Consider the following 19,803-nt stretch of genomic DNA (forward strand, 5'->3'; position numbering starts at 1 on the left):
GCGTGGGGCGCGGAAGGCACTGAAGGCTAGCTCATAAGAGGCGGGGCTTGGGCGTAGGAGCGCTTACTAAGCAGCTAGCTTGGTTTTGCATAAACCCCACCCCCTACTCTGCCGCCACCGCCCGCGCCGGGCGCGCTGCCTGCACCGCCGCTTCTTTCTCCGAGCCCAGGTAATTGCCATAGCCCACGATTACCGTAGAAAGCACCACGGCCATGATACCCAGCGATACCGTGCGCATCGTCAGGCGGTTAGCGCCACGCCACTCGTGCAGCAGCAGGCCCCAGAAGCTGCTGAAGGCGATGATGAAGGCCATGTGCAGCGTCCAGCCCGAAAAGCGGTAAGCTCCCATCTGGCTGTCGCCCATGCCGTAGAAGAAGAACTGCAAGTACCACGTAAAGCCAGCCAGGGCGCAAAAAATGATGTTGCGCAGCGCCGGCATGGTCGGGTTAAAGTAGTCGGTGTACGTCTTGTTCTTGATGTTGAGGTAAACGCACCAGGCGGCGTTGGTGGTAAGGCCGCCGAGCATGATAAGGATGTAGGTGGCATTGTTCACGAACAACTCGTTGGTGCCAGCTTGCTGGGCAATAGCGGCAATGGGTTTACCCGCCGTGAGGCCGAAGGAAAAGCAGGCGCTCATGATGCCCGAGAACACCGCCACCAGAATGCCTTTGCGCAAGTCAAACTCCGCAATGGCGGCCTTCTTCTGGTCGCTGCTGAGCGAGTTTTCCTTCATAATGCCCGCCAGCCCGCAGATGACGATGCCCATCACGCACACCACTAGCCCCATCAATATCATCTGGCCCGAGGCCGAGCGCACCAGCGCCGGAAACGTGCCCTCATACATGGGCGGCACGACCGTGCCAAACACGGCGCACAGGCCCAGCGTCACGGCCATGCCCAGACTCAGGCCCAGGTAGCGCATGGCCAGTCCAAAGGTGAGCCCGCCAAAGCCCCAGAGCACACCCCACATATACGTCCAAAGGAGGGTGGAAGCCGGCGCTTGCCGAAGCACGCCCAGCAGGTTGTGTACCGTGAGCGAGCCCATTATCCAGGGGGCAAATATCCAGGAAATGATACCGCCTACCAGCCAGTAACTTTCCCAGGCCCAGCCTTTTATTTTCTTGTAAGGCAAATAGAAGCTGCCGGAGGCAAAGCCCCCAAGTGCGTGCAGAATAACGCCCCAGATAACGGCCATAGAGAATCGGGTGGGAATGAAGTCGCGGTTGGATGAGCGCAAAGCTGCACGCTTGCCCACCCCGAACCCTCCTGTGCTCTCCTGACGAAAACCGGGGCTAGCGAAAGTCAGCGACCCGGCTATTTTTTTACATGCAAGCAGGAGAGTGCAGGAGTTTGGCGGGGGGCACGGGCCGGAGTTTTGTGCCCAAACTACGCCAGGACTTTTTACGGCTGCTCATTTTATCCCGCTTATGCACCCCACGCTCACCTTTCAGCACGTTAGCTACCTCTGGGACGAAGCCAAAGCCGCCGAGCTAGCCGGCGACGAAGTGGCGTTGTTTCTCTACCGCTCTAATTTGCTCGGCGCCGACCTGCGCCTGACCAACTACGCCGGCGGCAATACCAGCTGCAAAATCCAGGCAACGGACCCCGTAAGTGGCCAGCCCGCCGAGGTGATGTGGGTAAAGGGCTCGGGCGGCGACATCGGCACGCTCACCAAGGCCGGCTGCGCCAACCTCTACGTGGAGAAGCTGCACCAGCTCAAAAACCGCTACCGTGGCTTGGCCCACGAGGATGAGATGGTGGGCCTGTTTGAGTACTGCCTCTTCGACCCCAAGTGCGCCACGCCCAGCATCGACACCCCGCTGCACGGCCTGCTGCCCTTCAAGCACATCGACCACCTGCACCCCGATGCCCTTATCGCCATTGCGGCCAGCAAGGACGGTGAGCGCATTATGCACGAGATTTGGGGCGACACCATGGGCTGGCTGCCCTGGCAAAAGCCAGGCTTCGACCTGGGCCTGCAGCTCGAAAAAATCGTGCAGGAAAACCCGAGTCTGCGCGGCGTTATCCTGGGCGGCCACGGCTTGTTTACCTGGGGCGATACGAGCTACGAGTCGTACATGAATACGCTGGAAGTCATTGAGATGGCGGCCACGTACTTAGAAGCCAACTACGGCAAAAACCGCCCGGTTTTCGGCGGTGTGAAGCTAGCAAATGGCCCCGACGAGGCCACCCGCCATCGGCAGGCTGCCGCCATCATGCCCGTGCTGCGGGGGCTAGCCAGCAGCCAGCGCCGCATGCTGGGCCACTACACCGACGATGCCCGGGTATTGGAGTTTGTGAATTCGCATGACCTGGCGCGCCTGGCCGCCAAGGGCACCAGCTGCCCCGACCACTTTTTGCGCACCAAAATCCGCCCGCTCGTGCTCGCCCCCGAGCAAATGCAAGGCGACGCGGCCAGCGTAAAAACCTACCTCGAAGGTGAGTTTGCCGCCTACCGCCAGGAGTACGTGGCCTACTACGAGCGCAGCAAGCACCCCAACTCGCCGGCCGTGCGCGACGCCAACCCCGTTATTATTCTGTGGCCGGGCGTGGGCTTGTTTTCGTTTTCAAAGGACAAGCAGACTGCCCGCGTGGCGGCCGAGTTTTACACCAACGCCATCAACGTGATGCGGGGTGCCGAGGCTGTGAGCGAATACCAGGGCCTGGCCGAGCAGGAAGCCTTCAACATCGAGTACTGGCTGCTCGAAGAAGCCAAGCTGCAGCGCATGCCCAAGCCCAAAAGCCTCTCGGGCAAAATCGCCTACGTAACCGGTGGCACCGGCGGCATCGGGCTCGCTATCTGCGAGCTGCTGCTCCAAAACGGCGCCTGCGTGGTAGCCACTGACCGCGACCGCCTGGCAGAAACCCAGACCTCGCTGCGCAAGAAATTCGGCAAGGACAGCGCCCTCACCGCGCCCATCGACGTGCTCGATGCCGAGGCCATCGCCGAGAGCCTGCGCCAGACGGTGCTGCAATTTGGCGGCGTCGATATCGTGGTGAACTGCGCCGGGCTGAGCATCAGCAAGCCCCTGGCCGAGACAACGCAGGCTGACTGGGACATCCTCAACGACGTGCTCGTGAAGGGCCAGTTTTTGGTGAGCCAGCAGGCCGTGGCCATTCAGCGCCAGCAGGGCCTGGGCGGCGATATCATCAACATTGCCAGCAAAAACGGTCTGGTAGCCGGCCCCAACAACGTGGCCTACGGCACGGCCAAAGCCGCGCAGCTGCACCTGAGCCGCCTGCTCGCCGCCGAGCTGGGCGCAGACAAAATTCGCGTCAACACCGTCAACCCCGACGCCGTGCTGCGCGGCTCCAAAATCTGGGAAGGCGACTGGGCCGCCGGCCGGGCCAAGGCCTACGGCATCTCGGTCGAGGAGCTGCCCCAGCACTACGCCAAGCGCACGCTGCTGGGCGAAGAAGTACTGGCCGAGGACATCGCCAAGGCCGTGCTCGTCTTCGTCGATGGCTCGCTGAGCAAGAGCACCGGCAACGTGCTCAACGTGGATGGCGGCGTGGCAATGGCCTTCGTGCGCTAGCCCCTACCGCCTCCGGGTGGCCTGATAAGAACGTCATGCAGCGCTTGTCGAGGCAGCTCTACCGAACGATGCCCTAGCGGCATGGTAGAGCTGCCTCGACAAGCGCTGCATGACGTTGTTTTTTAGGGCCGCTTTTCTTAAAAAGCGCCTAAATTCAACGACAGCGTGCATTCTGCCTACTGTTTTGAGTAGCTTTGGCGTCCTGCCCTGCCCGTTATAATTTTCTGCACTATGTATAAGCCCCAGCTCAAACCGCTCGATAAAACCCCGAAGTACAAGCAAATTGTGCAGTCGGTAATTATGGATATTGAGCGCGGTGTGTTGAAGAACGGCGACCAGCTGCCGAGCATCAGCGAGCTGAGCATTGAGCACTACCTGGCCCGCGACACGGTGGAGAAGGCCTACCGCGAGCTGCGCGAGCGCGGCTTCATCACCTCGGTGCAGGGCAAGGGCTACTACGTGCAGGCCCGTGATACTAACAAGCTGAAAATCTTGATGATTTTCAACAAGTTGAGCTCCTACAAAAAGGAAATCTACTACGCTTTTCTTGAAGCGCTGGGCGACCGGGCTACCGTCGATTTACAGATTCACCACTACAATGTGCACCTGTTTCAGGAGATTATCGAGAAAAACCTGGGCAAGTATAATTACTATGTGGTGATGCCGCACTTCACGCTTGACACGGATAAAAGTCTGTTCATCAGTATCCTACATACAATACCGCCGCACGAGCTGGTACTGCTCGACAAAGACCTGCCCGAGCTGAAGCACGATTGTCTGCGCGTGTTTCAGGATTTTGACAAGGATATTTTCAACGCCCTCGTTAATACGCAAGACCTACTGGCCAAGTATTCGCGGCTAGTACTCATCCTGCCTTCCGATGCCAATCACCCCGAAGAACTGCCCTGGGGCTTCCGCTCGTTTTGCCTGAGTCGCAACAAGGAATTTTCGGTGGTTGAAGACGCTAAAAACGAGATACTTGCCGAAGGCACGGCCTACGTAGTCATCCGCGAAACTGACCTGGTGGAGCTAGTCAAAAAGATTCGCCAGACCAGCTTCCTGCTAGGCCGTGAAATCGGCATTATTTCCTTCAACGAAACGCCCCTGAAGGAGCTGCTCAACATGACGGTGATTACCACCGACTTCGTGGCCATGGGTCGCACGGCGGCCACCCTGCTGCTCGAGAACAAGCACGTGAAGGTGAATAACCCCTTTTACACCATCCGCCGCGGCTCACTGTAATCATTTAACAGGTATCAATTAACATTTAACAGTTGGTTGACTAACCTCTTGGCTTGACAGAACGACTGTTGAATGTTTAAATGAATCAGGCAGGAGAGTTCAGAACAGTTCGGATGCGACGGGCCGGGTACTTTGCTACTCCTTAAAAAAGGCCTTTTTCCCACCCTAGCGCCATGCTCACCGAAGACCAACTCCACGACCTGAACCAGCCGCTGCTGGCCGAGCACCATCTGCAATTCGATTACCTGGCCGACCTGCTGGCCCGGCGCGGAGTCGACGCCCACCAGCTCATTCTGCAACTCGTGGAGTTTCAGGTGGCTATTCCGAGCTGGGCGCTGGGCACGGGCGGCACGCGCTTTGGGCGCTTTCCGGCCGGCGGCGAGCCGCGCTCGCTGGAAGAGAAAATCAGCGATGTGGGCCAGCTCAACCAGCTCAACGGCTCGTCGAACTCAATTTCGCTGCACATTCCGTGGGATATCCCGCAGGATAGTAACGGCTTGCACCAGCTGCTGGCCAGCCAGGGCCTGTCGATTGACTCGATGAACTCCAACACCTTCCAGGACCAGAAAGAGCAGGCGCACACCTACAAGTTTGGCTCGCTGAGCGCCACCGACCGGGCCGTGCGCGAGCAGGCCATTCAGCACAATATTGAGTGCATTAACTACGGCACCCAGCTCGGGGCCAAGGTGCACACCGTGTGGTTGGCCGATGGCTCTAACTTTCCGGGTCAGAGCCACTTGCGCCGCGCCTACTTACGCACCCAGGAGAGCCTGGCGGCCATCTACGAGGCGCTGCCTTCCGACTGGACCATGCTCATCGAATACAAGCCCTACGAGCCCAACTTCTACTCGATGGTGATTCCCGACTGGGGCACCTCTTACACGCTGTGCCAGAGCCTGGGTAAGCAGGCGCAGGTGCTCGTGGACCTGGGCCACCACCTGCCCAACACCAACATCGAGCAGATAGTGGGCCGCCTGCGCCAGCTAGGCCGGCTAGGGGGCTTTCATTTCAACGGCTCGGGCTACGGCGACGACGACCTGACCACAGGCAGCGCCAAGCCCTTCCAGCTCTTCCTCATCTTCAATGAGTTGGTTGACGCTAACCAGGATGCTAGCCTGACTGCCGCCAGCGTGGCCTACATGATAGATGCCAGCCACAACACCAAGGACCCGCTCGAAGACCTGCTGCAATCGGTAGACAACATCATGGGCGCCTACGCCAAGGCCCTGCTCGTAGACCGCACCGCCCTGGCCGAAGCCCAGGACGCCAACGACACCGTGCGGGCCGAGGAAATCTTGCGCGACGCCTTCCTCACCGATGTGCGCCCGCTGGTGGCCGAGGCCTACCGCCAGGCTGGCGGCGCGCTGCACCCGGTGCGGGCCTACCGCGCGGCCGGCGTGCGGCAGCAGCTCATTGCGCAGCGCGGCAAATTCAGCCTCTCAACCGGCCTGTAAGCGATGGCAGCCAAGAAACCAGTTTATGCCGTGTTCGACATCGGCAAAACCAATAAGAAGCTGATTCTCTTCGATGAAGAGCGGCAGATTATTGACGAGATGCTGCACGTGTGCACCGACGTGCTCGACGACGACGGCTTCCCGTGCGACCACCTGCCGCGCCTCACGCAGTGGATGCAGGACCACTGGCACCGCCTGCGCCATCACCCGCACTACACTGTAAAAGGCGTCAACTTCACGGCCTACGGCGCCAGCTTCGTGCACCTGGGGGCCGATGGCGAGCCGGTGCTGCCGCTGTATAACTACCTCAAGCCCATTCCCGAAGAGCTCACGGCCCGCTTCTACGCCGAGCTAGATGAGTCGGCGGCCGACTTCACGGCCTGCACCTGCTCGCCGCAGCTGGGCATGCTCAACTCGGGCTTACAAATGTACTGGCTTAAACACGCCAAGCCCGAGCAGTATGCCCGCGTGCAGACCTCACTGCATTTGCCGCAGTACCTATCGTATCTGCTTACGGGCGAGAAGTTTAGCGATTACACGTCGGTAGGCTGCCACACGGCGCTCTGGGATTTTGAGCGCGGGCAGTACCACGACTGGGTGACCCGTGAGGGCATCGATGAAAAGCTAGCCCCCCTCACCCAGGACTCCATTGCCTCGGTGGTCGATGGCATTATGGTGGGCGTGGGCCTGCACGACAGCTCGGCGGCGGTGATGCCGTATCTGCTCGAAATCGATGAGCCTTTTATGCTGGTGAGCACCGGCACCTGGTGGGTCACGATTAACCCCTTCAACAGCCAGCCGCTCACGCCCGAGCTGCTACGGCGCGATGTAGTAAGCTTCCTGACGCCGCGCGGCCAGCCCATGCGGGCGGCACGGGCTTTTTTGGGCCGTGAGCACGACTATCAGGTTGAGCGCATCGCGCAGCACTTCCACGTGAAGCCCGATTTCTACCGCTCGCTGGTACTGGCCAGGCCCTACGATGAAGCCTCGACCCGCTTTGTGCCCGCCTGCCTGGCTGGCGGCGGCCCCCTGCCCGACCAGCCGGCCGGCGAGTGGGACCTCACGGGTTTTCGCACCGCCAACGACGCCTACCAGCACCTCATTCATGGCCTCATCAACCTGCTGCTCACCTCCATGAAGCTAGTGTGGCAGGGCGAAAAAGTTATTTACGTGGATGGCGGCTTTGCCCGTAACCCACTGTTTATGCAAACGCTGAGCTGGAATTTTCCGCAGGCGGAAATTCGTACGCTGGAAGTGCCGCAGGCCACCGCGCTAGGGGCCCTCGTGCACCTCGAGCAGGGCGAGGCCTGGAAAAAAACGCAGCTGCTGTTTAGCTAAAGGAAATGTATGCGCTCCTCTACAGCACGTCATGCTGAGCTTGCCGAAGCATCTCTGCCGCGCCGCTAGGAGTACTAATCCAACGGCGTGGTAGAGATGCTTCGGCAAGCTCAGCATGACGTGCTGTAGGTTGGCTAGCAACTTCAACTATCCCTTATGAAAGTCGCCTTATTCGTTCCTTGCTACGTCGACCAGTTTTACCCGCAGGTTGGCATCGCGACTATCCAATTGCTGGAAAAGCTGGGCGTAAAAGCCGCCTACCCGCCTGCCCAAACCTGCTGCGGCCAGCCGCTGGCCAACAGTGGCTGCGAGCGCGAGGCGCTGCCCATCTACCGGCACTTTGTCGAAACCTTCAAAGACTACGACTACACGGTGGTGCCTTCGGGCAGCTGCGTGTACCACGTGCAGAAGCACTTCGACAAGCTGGAGCAAACGCCTGAGGTGCAGCGGGTGCGCGCTACCACTATTGACCTGATTGACTTTATCACGCAGGTGCTAGAAATTAAAGAGCTGCCCGGCGCTTACCCGCACAAAGTGGGCCTGCACCTGAGCTGCCACGGCCAGCGCGGCCTGCACCAGGCCAACGAGTCGGAAATGACGCCGGTGCGCGATGGCCAGCTGCGCCGCCTGCTAGGCGGCCTCGACGGCATTGAGCTCACCGAGCTCGACCGCAACGACGAGTGCTGCGGCTTCGGGGGCACATTTTGCGTGAGCGAGGCGGCCATTTCGGGCCGGATGGGCCACGACCGGGTGCACGACCATCTGCGCAACGGTACGCAGGTGCTCACGGGCGGCGACATGTCGTGCCTCATGCACCTGCAAGGCATTGTGCGCCGCCAGCAGCTGCCGATGCGCGTGCTGCACGCGGCCGAAATCCTTAACGGCGTCACGCCCTAATAAGCATGAGCTACCTCACCCACGCCGGCCGCGCCGAGGCCTTTGTGCTCGACCACGAGCGCACCAGCTGGCACGACGAAACGCTGTGGTTTGTGCGCCAGAAGCGCGACAAGGCCGTGTACGCCGTGCCCGAGTTTCAGGAGCTGCGCGAGCTGGCTTCGCAGATTAAAAACCACACGCTCAGCCGGCTCGACTTTTACTTGGAGCAGTTTGAGGCCGCCGCGCAGGCCAATGGCGTGCAAGTGCACTGGGCCGCCGACGCGGCCGAGCACAACGACACTGTGCTCCGCATTATCCGCCAGCGGGGGGCAAGCCGGGTGGTCAAGAGCAAGTCGATGCTGACCGAGGAATGCCACCTCAACCCGCACCTTATCGCGCACGGCATCGAGGTGATTGACACCGACCTGGGCGAGCGCATCATCCAGATGCGCGACGAGCCGCCGAGCCACATCGTGCTGCCCGCCATTCACTTGAAGAAGGAAGACGTGGGTGACACCTTCCACCAGCACCTGGGCACCGAAAAGGGCCTCACCGACCCGCAGCAGCTCGCCGAGGCCGCGCGCCAGCACCTGCGCGCCAAGTTTCTGGCCGGCGAAGTGGCGCTCACGGGTGTCAACTTCGCCATCGCCGAAACCGGCTCGGTGGTGGTGTGCACCAATGAGGGCAACGCCGACCTGGGCGTGAGCCTGGCGCCGGTGCACGTAGCCAGCATGGGCATCGAAAAGCTGATTCCGCGCCTCAGCGACCTGGGGGTGTTTACACGGCTGCTGGCGCGCAGCGCTACGGGTCAGCCGGTTACGACCTATACCGCGCATTATACCAAGCCGGTGGCCGGGCGCGAGCTGCACATTATCATCGTCGATAATGGCCGCACGCAGCAGCTGGGCCGGCCCGATTTTCGGGCTTCGCTCAAGTGCATTCGGTGCGGGGCTTGCATGAACACCTGCCCGGTGTACCGGCGCAGCGGCGGTCACAGCTACGACTTCACGGTGCCGGGTCCAATTGGCTCTATCCTCTCGCCCAACATCGACCTCAAAAAGCACAGCACGCTGCCCTTCGCCAGCACGCTGTGCGGCTCGTGTACCGACGTGTGCCCGGTCAAAATCGACATTCACACCCAGCTCTACAAGTGGCGCCAGATTGTGGCCGAAGCCAACCACTTGCCTACCGCCAAAAAGCTGGGGCTTAAGTTTATGGGCAGGCTGCTGGCTAGCCCCGCCGCATTCAAGATAAGCGGCTCGCTGGGGCGCAAGGCGTTGCGCCTGCTGCCGCATGGCCTCACCCACCACCACGCGGCCAATGCCTGGGCCATTGCCCGCGAGCTGCCCGAGCCGCCCAAGCAAAGCTTCCGCGAATGGTACCAACAGCAAGCCTCCCCCACCGCATGAGCAGCGCCCGCGAACGCATACTGGCCGCCACTAGGGCCAATAAGCCGGCCGAAACCGTGCTGCCGGCCGTGCCTGACTTTGGCGGCGACGCCTCGCTGGCCCGCTTTACGGAGGTGCTGGCCAGTATCGGCGGCACCGTGGAGCGCCTGCTGGCGCTGGAGGGGCTAGCCGGCGCCGTGGCGCGGCTTTTCCCCGCAGCGCGGCTGGTGGCCTCGCCCCTATTTGCTGGCTCGCTGGCCATCGACCAGCAGACGCCGGTTGACGTGCTGGCCGACGTGGACCTGGCGGTGCTGCCCGTTGAGTTTGGCGTGGCTGAAAACGGCGCTGTGTGGCTGCCCGAGGCCAACATGCTGCACCGCGCCCTGCCCACCGTGACCCAGCACCTGGCCCTGGTGCTCGACCACCGTCAGCTCGTGGCGACCATGCACCAGGGCTATGCCCGGCTAGCCCACGGCCCGGGCGGCTACGGCCTGTTTGTGGCGGGCCCTTCCAAAACGGCCGACATCGAGCAGTCGCTCGTGATTGGCGCACACGGCGCCCGCAGCCTGGTTGTGCTTGTGTACTAGCGCTAACGTGGCGTTTCTTGGGGCGCGTTGCGGGCTAGCCCCTTGCTGAGAACCCCGCAAGTGAAGACTGGTGGCAACGCACTCAAGTACTACTTCACTTCTCAGACCCACCCAATGACTAAACTTGCTTTACCCGGCAGCGGCGCGCTGGTGCTCACGCTAGCCTGCCTTTCTGGTGCGCTGGCGCAAAAACCCGCGCCAGTTCGCGTGGCAAAAGATGCCACCGCCAAGAAGATAGATGTATTTGTCGGCAACAAGCTGTTTACCAGCTTCCTCTACCCCGACTCGCTCGAAAAGCCCGTGCTGTACCCGCTGCGCGCGGCCGGTGGCACCGTAGTTACGCGCGGCTTCCCGCTCCACCCCCAGCCCGGCGACCCCACCGACCATCCGCACCATATCGGCCTGTGGTTCAACTACGAGAATGTGAATGGGCTGGACTTCTGGAATAATTCTTACGCTATTCCGAAGGAGAAAAAGGGCTCGTATGGCTGGATAAAGACCGACAAGATTCTGACTACCAGCAGCGGCCCAGTTGGCGTGCTGGCCTACCATGCCAACTGGACCAACCAGCAAAACCAGGTACTGCTGGAAGAAACCACCCGCTTCGAGTTTAGCGGCACCGACCGGGCGCGCACCATCGACCGCGTGACGACGCTGAAGGCCGTGACAGACGTAGCCTTCAACGATGCCAAGGACGGCCTGCTAGGCCTGCGCCTGGCTCACGAGCTGCAACTACCCACCGACCAGGACCAGAAGTTTACGGACAGCAAAGGCATTGTGACGGTGGTGAAGGCCGGCACCGACCACGTGGCCAACGGCAACTACCTGACCAGTGCGGGCAAGCGCGGCAACGATGCCTGGAGCACGCGCGGCACCTGGTGCAAGGTATACGGCAAAATGGGCGCCGACTCAGTCAGCATCGCCATCATCGACCATCCCCAAAACCCGAATTACCCTACCTTCTGGCACGCACGCGGCTACGGCTTATTTGCGGCCAACCCGCTGGGTGAAAAGGTTTTCACCAACGGTGCGGCGGCCAAAAACCTGCACCTTAAAAAAGGGGAGTCGGTCACCTTCCGCTACCGCATTCTCATTGATGAAGGCAGCCGCACCTTGTCGCCGCAAGCGCTGAACGAAGCTGCTGCCGACTTCGCCAAGCGTAGTATGCATGCCCTGAGGTAGGCATTTTAACCAGACGATTTTAAAAGGCATATTTCGAAGCCTGGGCAGTGTACGCCACTATTGTCGCTCAAACAGCCTATTAATCAGCGCTAATTTGTAAATCTGCGCTAAGCCAGCCGTTGGCCTCAAATGGTTGGCCGCTTAAAAAAGAGGCCGCCCCCATTGGAGGCGGCTTCTAGTATTCACTTTTCAATAATCCCTCAAAACTTAATTTTTGCGCTGTTTTGCCGGGTCAGTATCGTCGGTGGGCGTTGAGGAGTGCCCAGAGCTGAAGACCAGCAGAAGCAACGGTAGTACGTGGGTGAAATGGCGTTTCATGGAGTGCCGGGCCGACCGCGCAGGCTAGCTGACCGGGAAGCAAGGCAAAAGTGCGGGCTGCCTACCCGGCCACCTTCCCGCACTCACCTGCTAGGGCCAGCTACCTCAGTCCTGGTGAAAAACCCGCCGCAGCGGCGTCACCACCGGCGAGCTGTCATCGTTAACCAACATTAATTCAGCCATATACTTCCACCAACGCTTCATCACGGGCAGGTCCGGCAGGGCGTCGGCCGAGTGGCTGGGCAGCCGCTTCTGCACGCCAAAGAGCCGCCCGCTCGCCTCGTCCAGGAAGATGGAGTAGTCGCGGATGCCCGCCTCGGTAAGGGCGGAGCTTAGCTCAGGCCATATTTCGTCATGACGGCGCTGGTACTCGGCCGCGACGCCGGGCTTGAGTTGCATAGTGAAGGCTAATTCTTCCATACTAGGTGGTTATGTGAACGTCGCACGAATGTCTATCTTGAGCGTCATGCCGCGCTGCACGGCAGCCAGCTAGCGAGCTGGGGTGCGAACAAAGTGCGGGCTAGCCCTACTGCGAAGCAGCGAAGGCGAACGGGCACGTAGCGGCACCGCCGGCTAGCCGGTAGTTCGGGCAGTAGCGACGCAAGAAGCTGCCTCTTTCTTGTCGAACCCTCCTGTACTGTTGCGTCAGCCCGGCGCAGAGGCGGCTGCGCTGCCGCGTGGGCACGGTTTCCACCGCATCCGCCGCACGTGTGGCGTAGCGCACCACCTTATCCGGCTGATGACCGGACTAAAGCTTTAAGCTGGGCAGCGAAGCGTAATGCAGCTCCGGCCTTGGGCTACAGCACCACCACGGCTTTGCCCTTCACGTTGCCCCGGCTGGTTTCCTGATAAGCCTGCCGGATGTCGGCCAGGGCATACACCCGCTCAATCGGAATTTGCAGCTCATCCTGGGCGAGGGCGGCGAGGGTGCTGAGGCCTGCCGCCGTGGGCTTCAGAATGAGAATCTTGCGCTTTCTGGCCGAAAAAAGGTTGTGAAAAAACGATAAAACCAGGCCCTGCGGCGAAGGCAACGTGTTGACGAACGTACCCTTAGGCTTCAGTAGCTTTTTGGCCACTTTGAAGACAAGCTTGTCCGAGAGGTCGATGATGGTGTCAAAGCGCTGCGTCAGCTGGCGGATATCCTGCCTGGTGTAGTCAACTACCAAATCGGCCCCTAGCTGCGTGGCGCGTGGCGCGCCCGCCTGGCCGGCCACGGCCGTTACCCGGGCGCCGCGCTTTTTGGCCAGCTGAATAGCAAACTGGCCCACGCCGCCCGTAGCCCCGTTTAGCAGTACTTCGTGGCCCTTGCCGATGGCGGCCAGCTGGTCGACAAGTTGCAGGGCCGCCAAGCCGGCAACCGGCAGGGAGGCGGCCTGGTCAAACGAGATAGCAGCCGGTTTGAGGGCAATAGCTGCTTCGGTGACGGCTACATAGTCGGCCAGGGCGCCGCCCTTGAAGACCCCTAGCAGGCCAAATACGGCGTCGCCCACCCGGAAACGCGTGACGCCGGCACCCACCTGCCTCACGATGCCCGCAAAGTCGATACCAACGCCCTTCGGCAGCTTCGACCCCGACATCAATTTCATCTCTCCCCGGTAAATCTTCCAGTCCAGGGGGTTGATAGACGCCGCTTTTACTTGAATCAGCAGCTGCTCCTCGGTGATAGTGGGCGTAGGTTGCTCCTGCACCTCCACGACCTGCTCGTCGCCGAACCGGTTATACAATACTTTACGCATGGTGTTGTTGCTTAAGAAAATAAGCCGCAGGCAGGACGCCCACGACAGTTGTGCCGGCCACTTGCTGCGGGCCTTGAGCTGCCCGACAAAGGTGGGCGGCCCCTAGCCCCGGGCACTACTCCAAAACGGCGCAAAAACAGTCCGATGCGACGGCGCGGCTGCCCGATTGAGCTGATTTTGTGCCGTTTTGGAGTAGCGCTTGGGGCTGGGGCTCGCCCACCTTTGCAGCACACAATTCAGGAAAATCACATGGAAACGCACAAGCAAGCTCCCACCACCCTGGGGCCTCAGCAGGGTGAAACGCTGGCCGTTATGGGCAGCAACTACCGCATTTTGGTCGGTGGCAAAGACACGGCCGGCGCCTACGCCACCATCGACATGCTGGTGCCGCCCGGCGGTGGCCCTGGCCCCCACGCCCACCCCGCTATCGAAGAAACCTTCTTTGTGGTAGCAGGCGAGGTAGAAGTCAAATCTGAGGCGGGCACGTACGTGGCCACTGCCGGCTCGTTTATCCGCATCCCGAAGGGGGGCGTGGTGCACGGCTTCAAAAACAAGAGCGCGCTGCCCGCCCGGCTGCTGTGCACGGTGGTGCCGGCAGGCCTGGAAGAGTTTTTCCAGGAAATCGGCCAGCCCGTAGAAGTCGGCCAGTTCTTGCCGCCGCCGGTGCTCGATGCGGTAGCCATCCAGCGCATACAGGCCCTAGCCAAAGAGTATGGTCAGCAAGTATTTCCGCCCAACTACCTCGACTAATGGCCTCTACGACTGCGCGTAGCGCTTGGGGTTGAGGCCGTAATGCTTCTCAAACAGCCGGCTGAAATGGCTTAGATTGGAAAAGCCTAGCTCATAGCCCACCTCAGCCACCGAGTGCTGGCCCTGCTTCAGCAAGAAAGCAGCCTCTCTCATGCGGGCCTGCTGGTAATAGGTGTACACCGAGCTACCGAAGGTTTGCTTGAAAAGCTGCTTGAGCTTGGTTTCGCTCATGGCTGCCTGCTGGGCCAGCTCCCGCAACACAGGAGGCGTACTCAGGTCGGTGAGTAGCCGATTGTGCACCCGCAGCAGCCGCTCCGCGTCGGCGCTGTTGATGGGCTGATGCGGGGCCGATTCGCGCAGCACCAGCTGGCGAAATACCAGGTACAGCAGCTCCTGCACCTTCACCTGGGTGTAGAAATGGTTCAGACTATCGTGCTGGTTCGCCTCCGTGATGTGCTTGAGCAGCAGCTTGGCTTCGGCCGCCAGGCTGTCGAAAAACAGGAAGGAGCTGCCCGCTTCCGTGAGGGTAGCCAGCACCGCGTGAGACTCGCTGCCCGCCAGCAGCGCCTTCAACCGAGGAGCTTTGATGGCCACCACTAGGTAGTGCACGGCGTGGTGAGCCGGGAAGCGAATGGTCGAGCTTAAATCGTTGGACGTAAGCTGAACGGCCGAATCGTCGCGCTGGGAAAACCGGACCTGTGGATGGTTGGCGTAGGCAATGTCGAGCGGCTGCTCGTTGTTGTAGAAGAAGATGGTAATCTGGTCATTGCCCCCCTCGAAGGCTTGGCGCTTGATAAGGAGGTCTTCCCGCAGGTCGTAGCGATGAATGATAAGCTTGAAGTCGGCCCCAAACAGCAGTTTGCGGACGTAGCCCTGGCCCAAGTGCGCGGGCAGGAAGAGCTGGTCGTTGTGCGCCGGCACCTGCAGGTACTGTGCAAACTGGGTGATAAAGTCAAAATCGGGCGTCGCAAAAAAACTGAACGTCATGTCAGGTAAGGCAATACGCGGCGGTTGAGCAGGAGCGGTAACGCAGCTTGCCCAGGCGGCGCACAGTCTAGCCAGGGCAAGGCCCAGAGGATGAACCAGAAAACTGCTGACAATAACGGCAGCTTTCTGCTACCAGAGGCCCTGCCAGGCAGCGCGCTGCAACTGTGCCCTAGCCTCTATCAAATTCGAACTGCCCGAGTAGGCATACCACACACTTACTACGAGTGCCCGACCAGCTTTCATACCAGCAAGGGCTGAAGCGGAAGCAGTCAGCTTCAGCAGTAGTTGTGGGTGCACATAAGGGTGCACTACGCAAAAAGCCCCTTAACGGGGCTTTTTGAGGGGTTCTGGTGGCCCCAATTGGATTCGAACCAATGACCGGCTACTTAGAAGGTAGCTGCTCTATCCAGCTGAGCTATGGGGTCAAATCCGGTGCAAAAAAGTGTCGGGGTGGCAGGATTCGAACCTACGACCTCCTGCTCCCAAAGCAGGCGCGATACCGGGCTACGCTACACCCCGAAAACTTGAATGAGGAATCAAGAATGAGAACTGATTTGCAATTCTTTCTTCTAAATTCCTCATCCTCAAACATATGCGGAGAAGGGGGGATTCGAACCCCCGGTAACCTTTAGAGCTACGGCAGTTTAGCAAACTACTGGTTTCAGCCACTCACCCACTTCTCCGTACAAGTGGCTTGCCGAGGCCCTGTTGGCCTTAGCGGCTGCAAAGATATGCACGTGGGCTGGATTTCTAGGAATTTTTCAGAACTTTATTCGTCATGCCCACGCAACTCTCTGCTACGGAACCCGGTGTAAATTGCCCGGGGCAGTCGATTTCCAGTTTTGCGGGCGCTCGGGCTTCCTTTGCACGTATGTTGACCTGGGCTTATCCTGATTTTTGGCTTGCCGCAACGGGGCTGGCGCTGCTGGTGGTGCTGCTAGGGCTCTATGTGGGGCGCTCGGCGCGGCTAGGGCGGCGCCTGGGGCTGGGGGTGGGCCGCCTGGCCTGGAAGCTGCCGCTGCGGCTGGTGGCCGGGGCCCTGCTGCTCGTCGCGTGGCTAGGGCCAGCGCTGGGGGTGCGCCAGCAGGCTGTGCGCAGCAGTGGGCAAGATGTATGGCTGCTGGTAGATGTATCGCGCTCGATGGATGCGGCCGACGTGGCGCCCACTCGCCTACTGCGCACCCAGGCGGCCCTGAGCGAGGTAGTAGCCGCTTTCCCGGCCGACCGGCTGGGCCTCATCGTGTTTGGCTCGCAGGCCTACGTGCAATGCCCGCTCACCTACGACCAGGCGTCCTTACAGCTTTTTCTGAATACACTGAGTACCAGGCTCACGGCGCCGGGCCCCACTACCCTGCGGGCGCCGCTCGACTTGCTGCTGACGCGGCTGGGGCCCGCCGCTCCTGCTAGCCCCACCAGCGCTGGCGCTAGCCCACCTCGCACAGTGGCGGCCGTGCTGGCCAGCGACGGCGAGGACTTTGGCGAAAACCTGGAGCCTATTCTGCAGGCACTGGGCCGTACCGGTGCCCGGGTATATACCGTGGGCGTGGGCACAGCGGTGGGCGGGCCAGTGCCCGGGCCCGGGGGCCGCACCGAGCTGCGTGATGTCCAGGGCCGGCCGGTAGTAAGCCGCCTGCGCGAAGCGCCGCTGTTGCAGATAGCTGCCCAAACCGGGGGCCACTACGTATCGCTCAACGACCGCGAAAACGGCCTGCCCAACCTGCTGGCCAGCTTGCGCAGCCTGCCCCCCGCCAGCACTACCACGGCCCGTAGCGTGGCCGTGGCCGACAATCGCTACCGGTACCCGCTAGGGGCCGCGCTCGTGCTACTATTGCTTGACAGCCTGATAACGGTGCGTGTGCTGCGCCTGGAACTATGAAAAGCTGGCTTCTCCTGCTCTTATTGTTAAGCTCTGGCCTGCCGGGATGGCGCTGGCTGACACAAGTGCGCGAGCATAATGCGGCGCAGGAGCAGGCGCAGGCTGCCCTGGCGGGCGGCCACGCGCCCGAGGCAGTCTATTACTACCAGCAGGCGGTAGCGCTGGCGGGCCGCCGGGGCCCTAGCCCAACGCTGCTGCTCAATCTGGGGCAAGCCCAGCAGCTGGCCGGGCAGACTAGCGCAGCCCGGGCTACGTATGCGCGGCTGCTAGCCCCTACTGTGCCCGCCGCCGTGGGCAGTGCGGCCCGGCAGCAGCTGGCGGGGCTGCTGGCCCAGCAACGCCAGGTGGCGCAGGCTGTTGGGCTGCTGCGCCAGGCCCTTAAGTTGAACCCGGCCAACGCCACGGCACGCTACAACTACGAATTGCTGAGCCAATACCTGGCCGGCCAGCAACCCGACAACCCGGCCCTGCCCGCCGATGCGCCACCCCCACCCCCTAGCCCGAAGCGCAACTCCAAGGCCCCGCAGCAAAATGGCTCGGCACCTACGCCCGCCGAAAAAGCGGGCACCACGCGCCCCGGCCAGGCGCCCCGCCCTACCCCTTCGCCACCGGCCGGTACTGGCGGCACGCCACAGCCCAATATTGCCGGGCAGCCCGACCGCCAGCATCCCACCCCGGGCGCAGGCAGTAGCGCCAATGGTGGCTTGCGGCCCGGCCAGGGCGAGCGCCAGCCCCTAGCCAGCGGCGCCACGCCCGGCCGCCAGCGCGGACTAGATACCCGCGCCGCCGCAAGTGGCGCTGGCGCGCCGACCGGTATTGGTGGCCGCCCCGGCACCGAAGCGGCCACCAATGCCGACCTGCAACTGCAAACCCAGCGCGAGCGTCTTAAAGCCATGAACCTGACGCCCGCCCAGGCCCAGCAGGTACTCGAAGCCCTGCGCGAGAGCGAGCAGCAGTATTTGCAGCAGCGGCCCCGGCCGCGCCAGGGAGCCGCCCCGGCGCCCGGCCAGCCTACCTGGTAAGCGGCAAAGCTAGCTGCCGTACTTTTGGTTCTACGAACGAAGGTTTGTTAGTTTTCTGAGCCATCTCGTTTGAGCCGGCCCTTTACCCGATTTTTCCACTCCCACCCTCCCCTTACATGCAAGTAAAAGAAGTAGTTATCGTAGCGGCCGTGCGCACGCCTATCGGCTCATTTGGCGGCGCGCTCGCCTCGCTTTCAGCCACCGAGCTGGGCGCCATCGCCCTGAAAGGCGCCCTCGATAAAGCCGGCGTAGCGCCCGAGCTGGTCGAGCAGGTAATTATGGGCAACGTGATTTCGGCCAACCTGGGCCAGGCCCCGGCCCGCCAGGCGGCCAAAAAAGCTGGCCTGCCCGATACCGTGGAGTGCACTACCGTGAACAAGGTGTGCGCCTCGGGCTCTAAAGCCATCATGTTTGCTGCCCAGGCTATTATGCTTGGCCAGGCCGAGGTGATTTTGGCGGGGGGCATGGAAAGCATGAGCAACGTGCCCTACTACCTCGACAAGGCCCGCTTTGGCGCCAAATATGGTAATGGCCAGATGATTGACGGCCTCGTGCGCGACGGCCTCTGGGACCCCTACCACGACTACGCTATGGGCAACGCCGCCGATGCCACCGCCAAGCACTACGGCATCACGCGTGAGGAGCAGGACGCCTTTGCGCGCCAGAGCTACGAGCGCAGCGCCGCTGCTGCCCAGGCCGGTAAGAAAAAGGAAGAGATTGTGCCCGTGACCATTACGGTGCGCGGCAAAGAAACTGTGGTGAGCGACGACGAGGAGTACACCAAGGTGCAGTTTGAAAAGATGGCGGCCCTCAAGCCGGCTTTTACCAAGGAAGGCACCGTGACGGCCGCCAACGCCTCGACCCTCAACGACGGCGCCGCCGCCGTGCTGCTCATGAGCCGCGAGAAGGCCGACGAGCTGGGTATCAAGCCGCTAGCCCGTATCCGTGGCTTCGCCGACGCCGAGCAGGCCCCTGAGTGGTTTACTACCACGCCCTCGCTGGCTATTCCGAAGGCGCTGAAGAACGCCGGCCTGGACGCGAAGGACGTTGACTTCTACGAGATTAACGAAGCTTTCTCGGTGGTTTCGCTGGCCAACAACAAGCTTCTCAACCTGGAAGGCTCCAAGGTAAACGTATATGGCGGCGCCGTGAGCCTGGGCCACCCGCTAGGCGCCTCCGGCGCGCGCATCGTGACCACCCTGCTAAGCGTGCTCGACCAGGAAGGCGGCAAAATCGGCGTTACCGGCATCTGCAACGGTGGCGGTGGGGCTAGCTCCATCGTGCTCGAAAAGCTGTAAGCACAAGGATTCGTAAAATTAAAGGAGGGTTCGCCGGGGCTGCTAGCCTGGCGAACCCTCCTTTTTTGTATAACTGCTATTGCTCGCTTGCATTGCCAGCAAAACACCGCTGGCTGCGCAAACCAGCACCTTGCTTCGTCGGCACGGCATGCTTTTTTAGGTACGAACCTTGCAAACCGAAGCAGGGCGTTCGCGAAACCTTTTTTAACCTTG

16 protein-coding genes and 3 tRNA genes are annotated in these 19,803 nt (G+C 61.3%); 12 read left to right on the plus strand and 7 right to left on the minus strand.

Annotation, left to right across the window (positions count from 1 at the left end):
• Nucleotides 1–103 precede the first annotated feature (103 nt).
• Nucleotides 104–1,195, minus strand: a complete 1,092-nt coding sequence (gene rhaT, locus J4D99_RS18330) for an L-rhamnose/proton symporter RhaT (RefSeq protein ID WP_208133193.1) — start codon at nt 1,193–1,195, stop codon at nt 104–106.
• 232 nt (nt 1,196–1,427) lie between these two features.
• Between rhaT and J4D99_RS18335 the strand changes: the two genes are divergently transcribed.
• The 8 genes from J4D99_RS18335 (at nt 1,428) to J4D99_RS18370 (ending at nt 11,603) form a co-directional block, all read left to right on the plus strand.
• Nucleotides 1,428–3,536: a bifunctional aldolase/short-chain dehydrogenase gene (locus J4D99_RS18335; protein WP_208133194.1), complete on the plus strand. Its 2,109-nt coding sequence runs from the start codon at nt 1,428–1,430 to the stop codon at nt 3,534–3,536.
• 231 nt (nt 3,537–3,767) lie between these two features.
• On the plus strand, nt 3,768–4,778 hold the full coding sequence (locus J4D99_RS18340) for a GntR family transcriptional regulator (RefSeq protein ID WP_208133195.1): 1,011 nt from the start codon (nt 3,768–3,770) through the stop codon (nt 4,776–4,778).
• Between the two features lie 173 nt (nt 4,779–4,951).
• Entirely contained in the window at nt 4,952–6,232 is a 1,281-nt protein-coding gene (locus J4D99_RS18345) for a sugar isomerase (RefSeq protein ID WP_208133196.1), read from the plus strand.
• 3 nt (nt 6,233–6,235) lie between these two features.
• Nucleotides 6,236–7,570 (plus strand): FGGY-family carbohydrate kinase, encoded by a 1,335-nt coding sequence (locus J4D99_RS18350; RefSeq protein ID WP_208133197.1) that lies wholly within the window; start codon nt 6,236–6,238, stop codon nt 7,568–7,570.
• Nucleotides 7,571–7,726: 156 nt separating this feature from the next.
• Nucleotides 7,727–8,467, plus strand: coding sequence for a (Fe-S)-binding protein (locus J4D99_RS18355; RefSeq protein ID WP_208133198.1), 741 nt, complete (start codon nt 7,727–7,729; stop codon nt 8,465–8,467).
• A 5-nt stretch (nt 8,468–8,472) separates the two neighbouring features.
• Nucleotides 8,473–9,855, plus strand: a complete 1,383-nt coding sequence (locus J4D99_RS18360) for a lactate utilization protein B (RefSeq protein ID WP_208133199.1) — start codon at nt 8,473–8,475, stop codon at nt 9,853–9,855.
• Nucleotides 9,852–10,421 carry a LutC/YkgG family protein gene (locus J4D99_RS18365; RefSeq protein ID WP_208133200.1) on the plus strand — a complete coding sequence of 190 codons (570 nt, stop codon included), beginning with the start codon at nt 9,852–9,854 and terminating at the stop codon, nt 10,419–10,421. Before J4D99_RS18360 ends, J4D99_RS18365 begins: the two co-directional genes overlap by 4 nt.
• A gap of 114 nt (nt 10,422–10,535) precedes the next feature.
• Nucleotides 10,536–11,603 (plus strand): DUF6807 domain-containing protein, encoded by a 1,068-nt coding sequence (locus tag J4D99_RS18370; RefSeq protein WP_208133201.1) that lies wholly within the window; start codon nt 10,536–10,538, stop codon nt 11,601–11,603.
• Between the two features lie 423 nt (nt 11,604–12,026).
• On the opposite strand, the gene rhaM is transcribed toward J4D99_RS18370, so the two are convergent.
• Nucleotides 12,027–12,341: an L-rhamnose mutarotase gene (rhaM, locus tag J4D99_RS18375; RefSeq protein ID WP_208133202.1), complete on the minus strand. Its 315-nt coding sequence runs from the start codon at nt 12,339–12,341 to the stop codon at nt 12,027–12,029.
• Nucleotides 12,342–12,718: 377 nt separating this feature from the next.
• Entirely contained in the window at nt 12,719–13,657 is a 939-nt protein-coding gene (locus tag J4D99_RS18380) for an NAD(P)-dependent alcohol dehydrogenase (protein ID WP_208133203.1), read from the minus strand.
• Nucleotides 13,658–13,906: 249 nt separating this feature from the next.
• Here J4D99_RS18380 and J4D99_RS18385 point away from each other — a divergent pair, with 249 nt between their 5' ends.
• On the plus strand, nt 13,907–14,407 hold the full coding sequence (locus J4D99_RS18385; protein WP_208133204.1) for a cupin domain-containing protein: 501 nt from the start codon (nt 13,907–13,909) through the stop codon (nt 14,405–14,407).
• A 6-nt stretch (nt 14,408–14,413) separates the two neighbouring features.
• Here the strand turns inward: J4D99_RS18385 and J4D99_RS18390 are convergent, their stop codons facing one another.
• The 4 genes from J4D99_RS18390 to J4D99_RS18405 form a co-directional block, all read right to left on the minus strand.
• A complete protein-coding gene (locus tag J4D99_RS18390) occupies nt 14,414–15,394 on the minus strand; it encodes a helix-turn-helix transcriptional regulator (protein ID WP_208133205.1) in 981 nt (326 codons plus the stop codon).
• Between the two features lie 348 nt (nt 15,395–15,742).
• Nucleotides 15,743–15,819 (minus strand) — tRNA-Arg (locus J4D99_RS18395).
• Nucleotides 15,820–15,839: 20 nt separating this feature from the next.
• A tRNA-Pro gene (locus tag J4D99_RS18400) sits at nt 15,840–15,913 on the minus strand.
• A gap of 76 nt (nt 15,914–15,989) precedes the next feature.
• Nucleotides 15,990–16,077 (minus strand) — tRNA-Ser (locus tag J4D99_RS18405).
• Between the two features lie 188 nt (nt 16,078–16,265).
• On the opposite strand from J4D99_RS18405, the gene J4D99_RS18410 reads away from it, so the two are divergent.
• The 3 genes from J4D99_RS18410 to J4D99_RS18420 all read left to right on the plus strand — a co-directional run bounded on the left by J4D99_RS18410 (nt 16,266) and on the right by J4D99_RS18420 (nt 19,590).
• Nucleotides 16,266–17,270, plus strand: a complete 1,005-nt coding sequence (locus J4D99_RS18410; protein ID WP_208133206.1) for a VWA domain-containing protein — start codon at nt 16,266–16,268, stop codon at nt 17,268–17,270.
• Between the two features lie 65 nt (nt 17,271–17,335).
• On the plus strand, nt 17,336–18,292 hold the full coding sequence (locus tag J4D99_RS18415) for a tetratricopeptide repeat protein (RefSeq protein WP_208133207.1): 957 nt from the start codon (nt 17,336–17,338) through the stop codon (nt 18,290–18,292).
• A gap of 116 nt (nt 18,293–18,408) precedes the next feature.
• Entirely contained in the window at nt 18,409–19,590 is a 1,182-nt protein-coding gene (locus J4D99_RS18420; RefSeq protein WP_208133208.1) for an acetyl-CoA C-acyltransferase, read from the plus strand.
• The last annotated feature ends 213 nt before the right edge of the window (nt 19,591–19,803 follow it).

The organism is Hymenobacter sp. BT559 (assembly GCF_017571525.1).
In the GTDB taxonomy this organism is placed as follows: domain Bacteria; phylum Bacteroidota; class Bacteroidia; order Cytophagales; family Hymenobacteraceae; genus Hymenobacter; species Hymenobacter ginsengisoli.

What these genes read in the sequence shown, in the direction of transcription:
- J4D99_RS18380 (WP_208133203.1), bottom strand. Translation starts at nt 13,657, where the DNA reads ATGCGTAAAGTATTGTATAACCGGTTCGGCGACGAGCAGGTCGTGGAG.
- J4D99_RS18365 (WP_208133200.1), top strand. Translation starts at nt 9,852, where the DNA reads ATGAGCAGCGCCCGCGAACGCATACTGGCCGCCACTAGGGCCAATAAG.
- J4D99_RS18410 (WP_208133206.1), top strand. Translation starts at nt 16,266, where the DNA reads ATGTTGACCTGGGCTTATCCTGATTTTTGGCTTGCCGCAACGGGGCTG.
- J4D99_RS18360 (WP_208133199.1), top strand. Translation starts at nt 8,473, where the DNA reads ATGAGCTACCTCACCCACGCCGGCCGCGCCGAGGCCTTTGTGCTCGAC.
- J4D99_RS18370 (WP_208133201.1), top strand. Translation starts at nt 10,536, where the DNA reads ATGACTAAACTTGCTTTACCCGGCAGCGGCGCGCTGGTGCTCACGCTA.
- J4D99_RS18420 (WP_208133208.1), top strand. Translation starts at nt 18,409, where the DNA reads ATGCAAGTAAAAGAAGTAGTTATCGTAGCGGCCGTGCGCACGCCTATC.
- J4D99_RS18385 (WP_208133204.1), top strand. Translation starts at nt 13,907, where the DNA reads ATGGAAACGCACAAGCAAGCTCCCACCACCCTGGGGCCTCAGCAGGGT.
- J4D99_RS18335 (WP_208133194.1), top strand. Translation starts at nt 1,428, where the DNA reads ATGCACCCCACGCTCACCTTTCAGCACGTTAGCTACCTCTGGGACGAA.
- J4D99_RS18355 (WP_208133198.1), top strand. Translation starts at nt 7,727, where the DNA reads ATGAAAGTCGCCTTATTCGTTCCTTGCTACGTCGACCAGTTTTACCCG.
- rhaT (WP_208133193.1), bottom strand. Translation starts at nt 1,195, where the DNA reads ATGGCCGTTATCTGGGGCGTTATTCTGCACGCACTTGGGGGCTTTGCC.
- J4D99_RS18340 (WP_208133195.1), top strand. Translation starts at nt 3,768, where the DNA reads ATGTATAAGCCCCAGCTCAAACCGCTCGATAAAACCCCGAAGTACAAG.
- J4D99_RS18390 (WP_208133205.1), bottom strand. Translation starts at nt 15,394, where the DNA reads ATGACGTTCAGTTTTTTTGCGACGCCCGATTTTGACTTTATCACCCAG.
- rhaM (WP_208133202.1), bottom strand. Translation starts at nt 12,341, where the DNA reads ATGGAAGAATTAGCCTTCACTATGCAACTCAAGCCCGGCGTCGCGGCC.
- J4D99_RS18345 (WP_208133196.1), top strand. Translation starts at nt 4,952, where the DNA reads ATGCTCACCGAAGACCAACTCCACGACCTGAACCAGCCGCTGCTGGCC.
- J4D99_RS18350 (WP_208133197.1), top strand. Translation starts at nt 6,236, where the DNA reads ATGGCAGCCAAGAAACCAGTTTATGCCGTGTTCGACATCGGCAAAACC.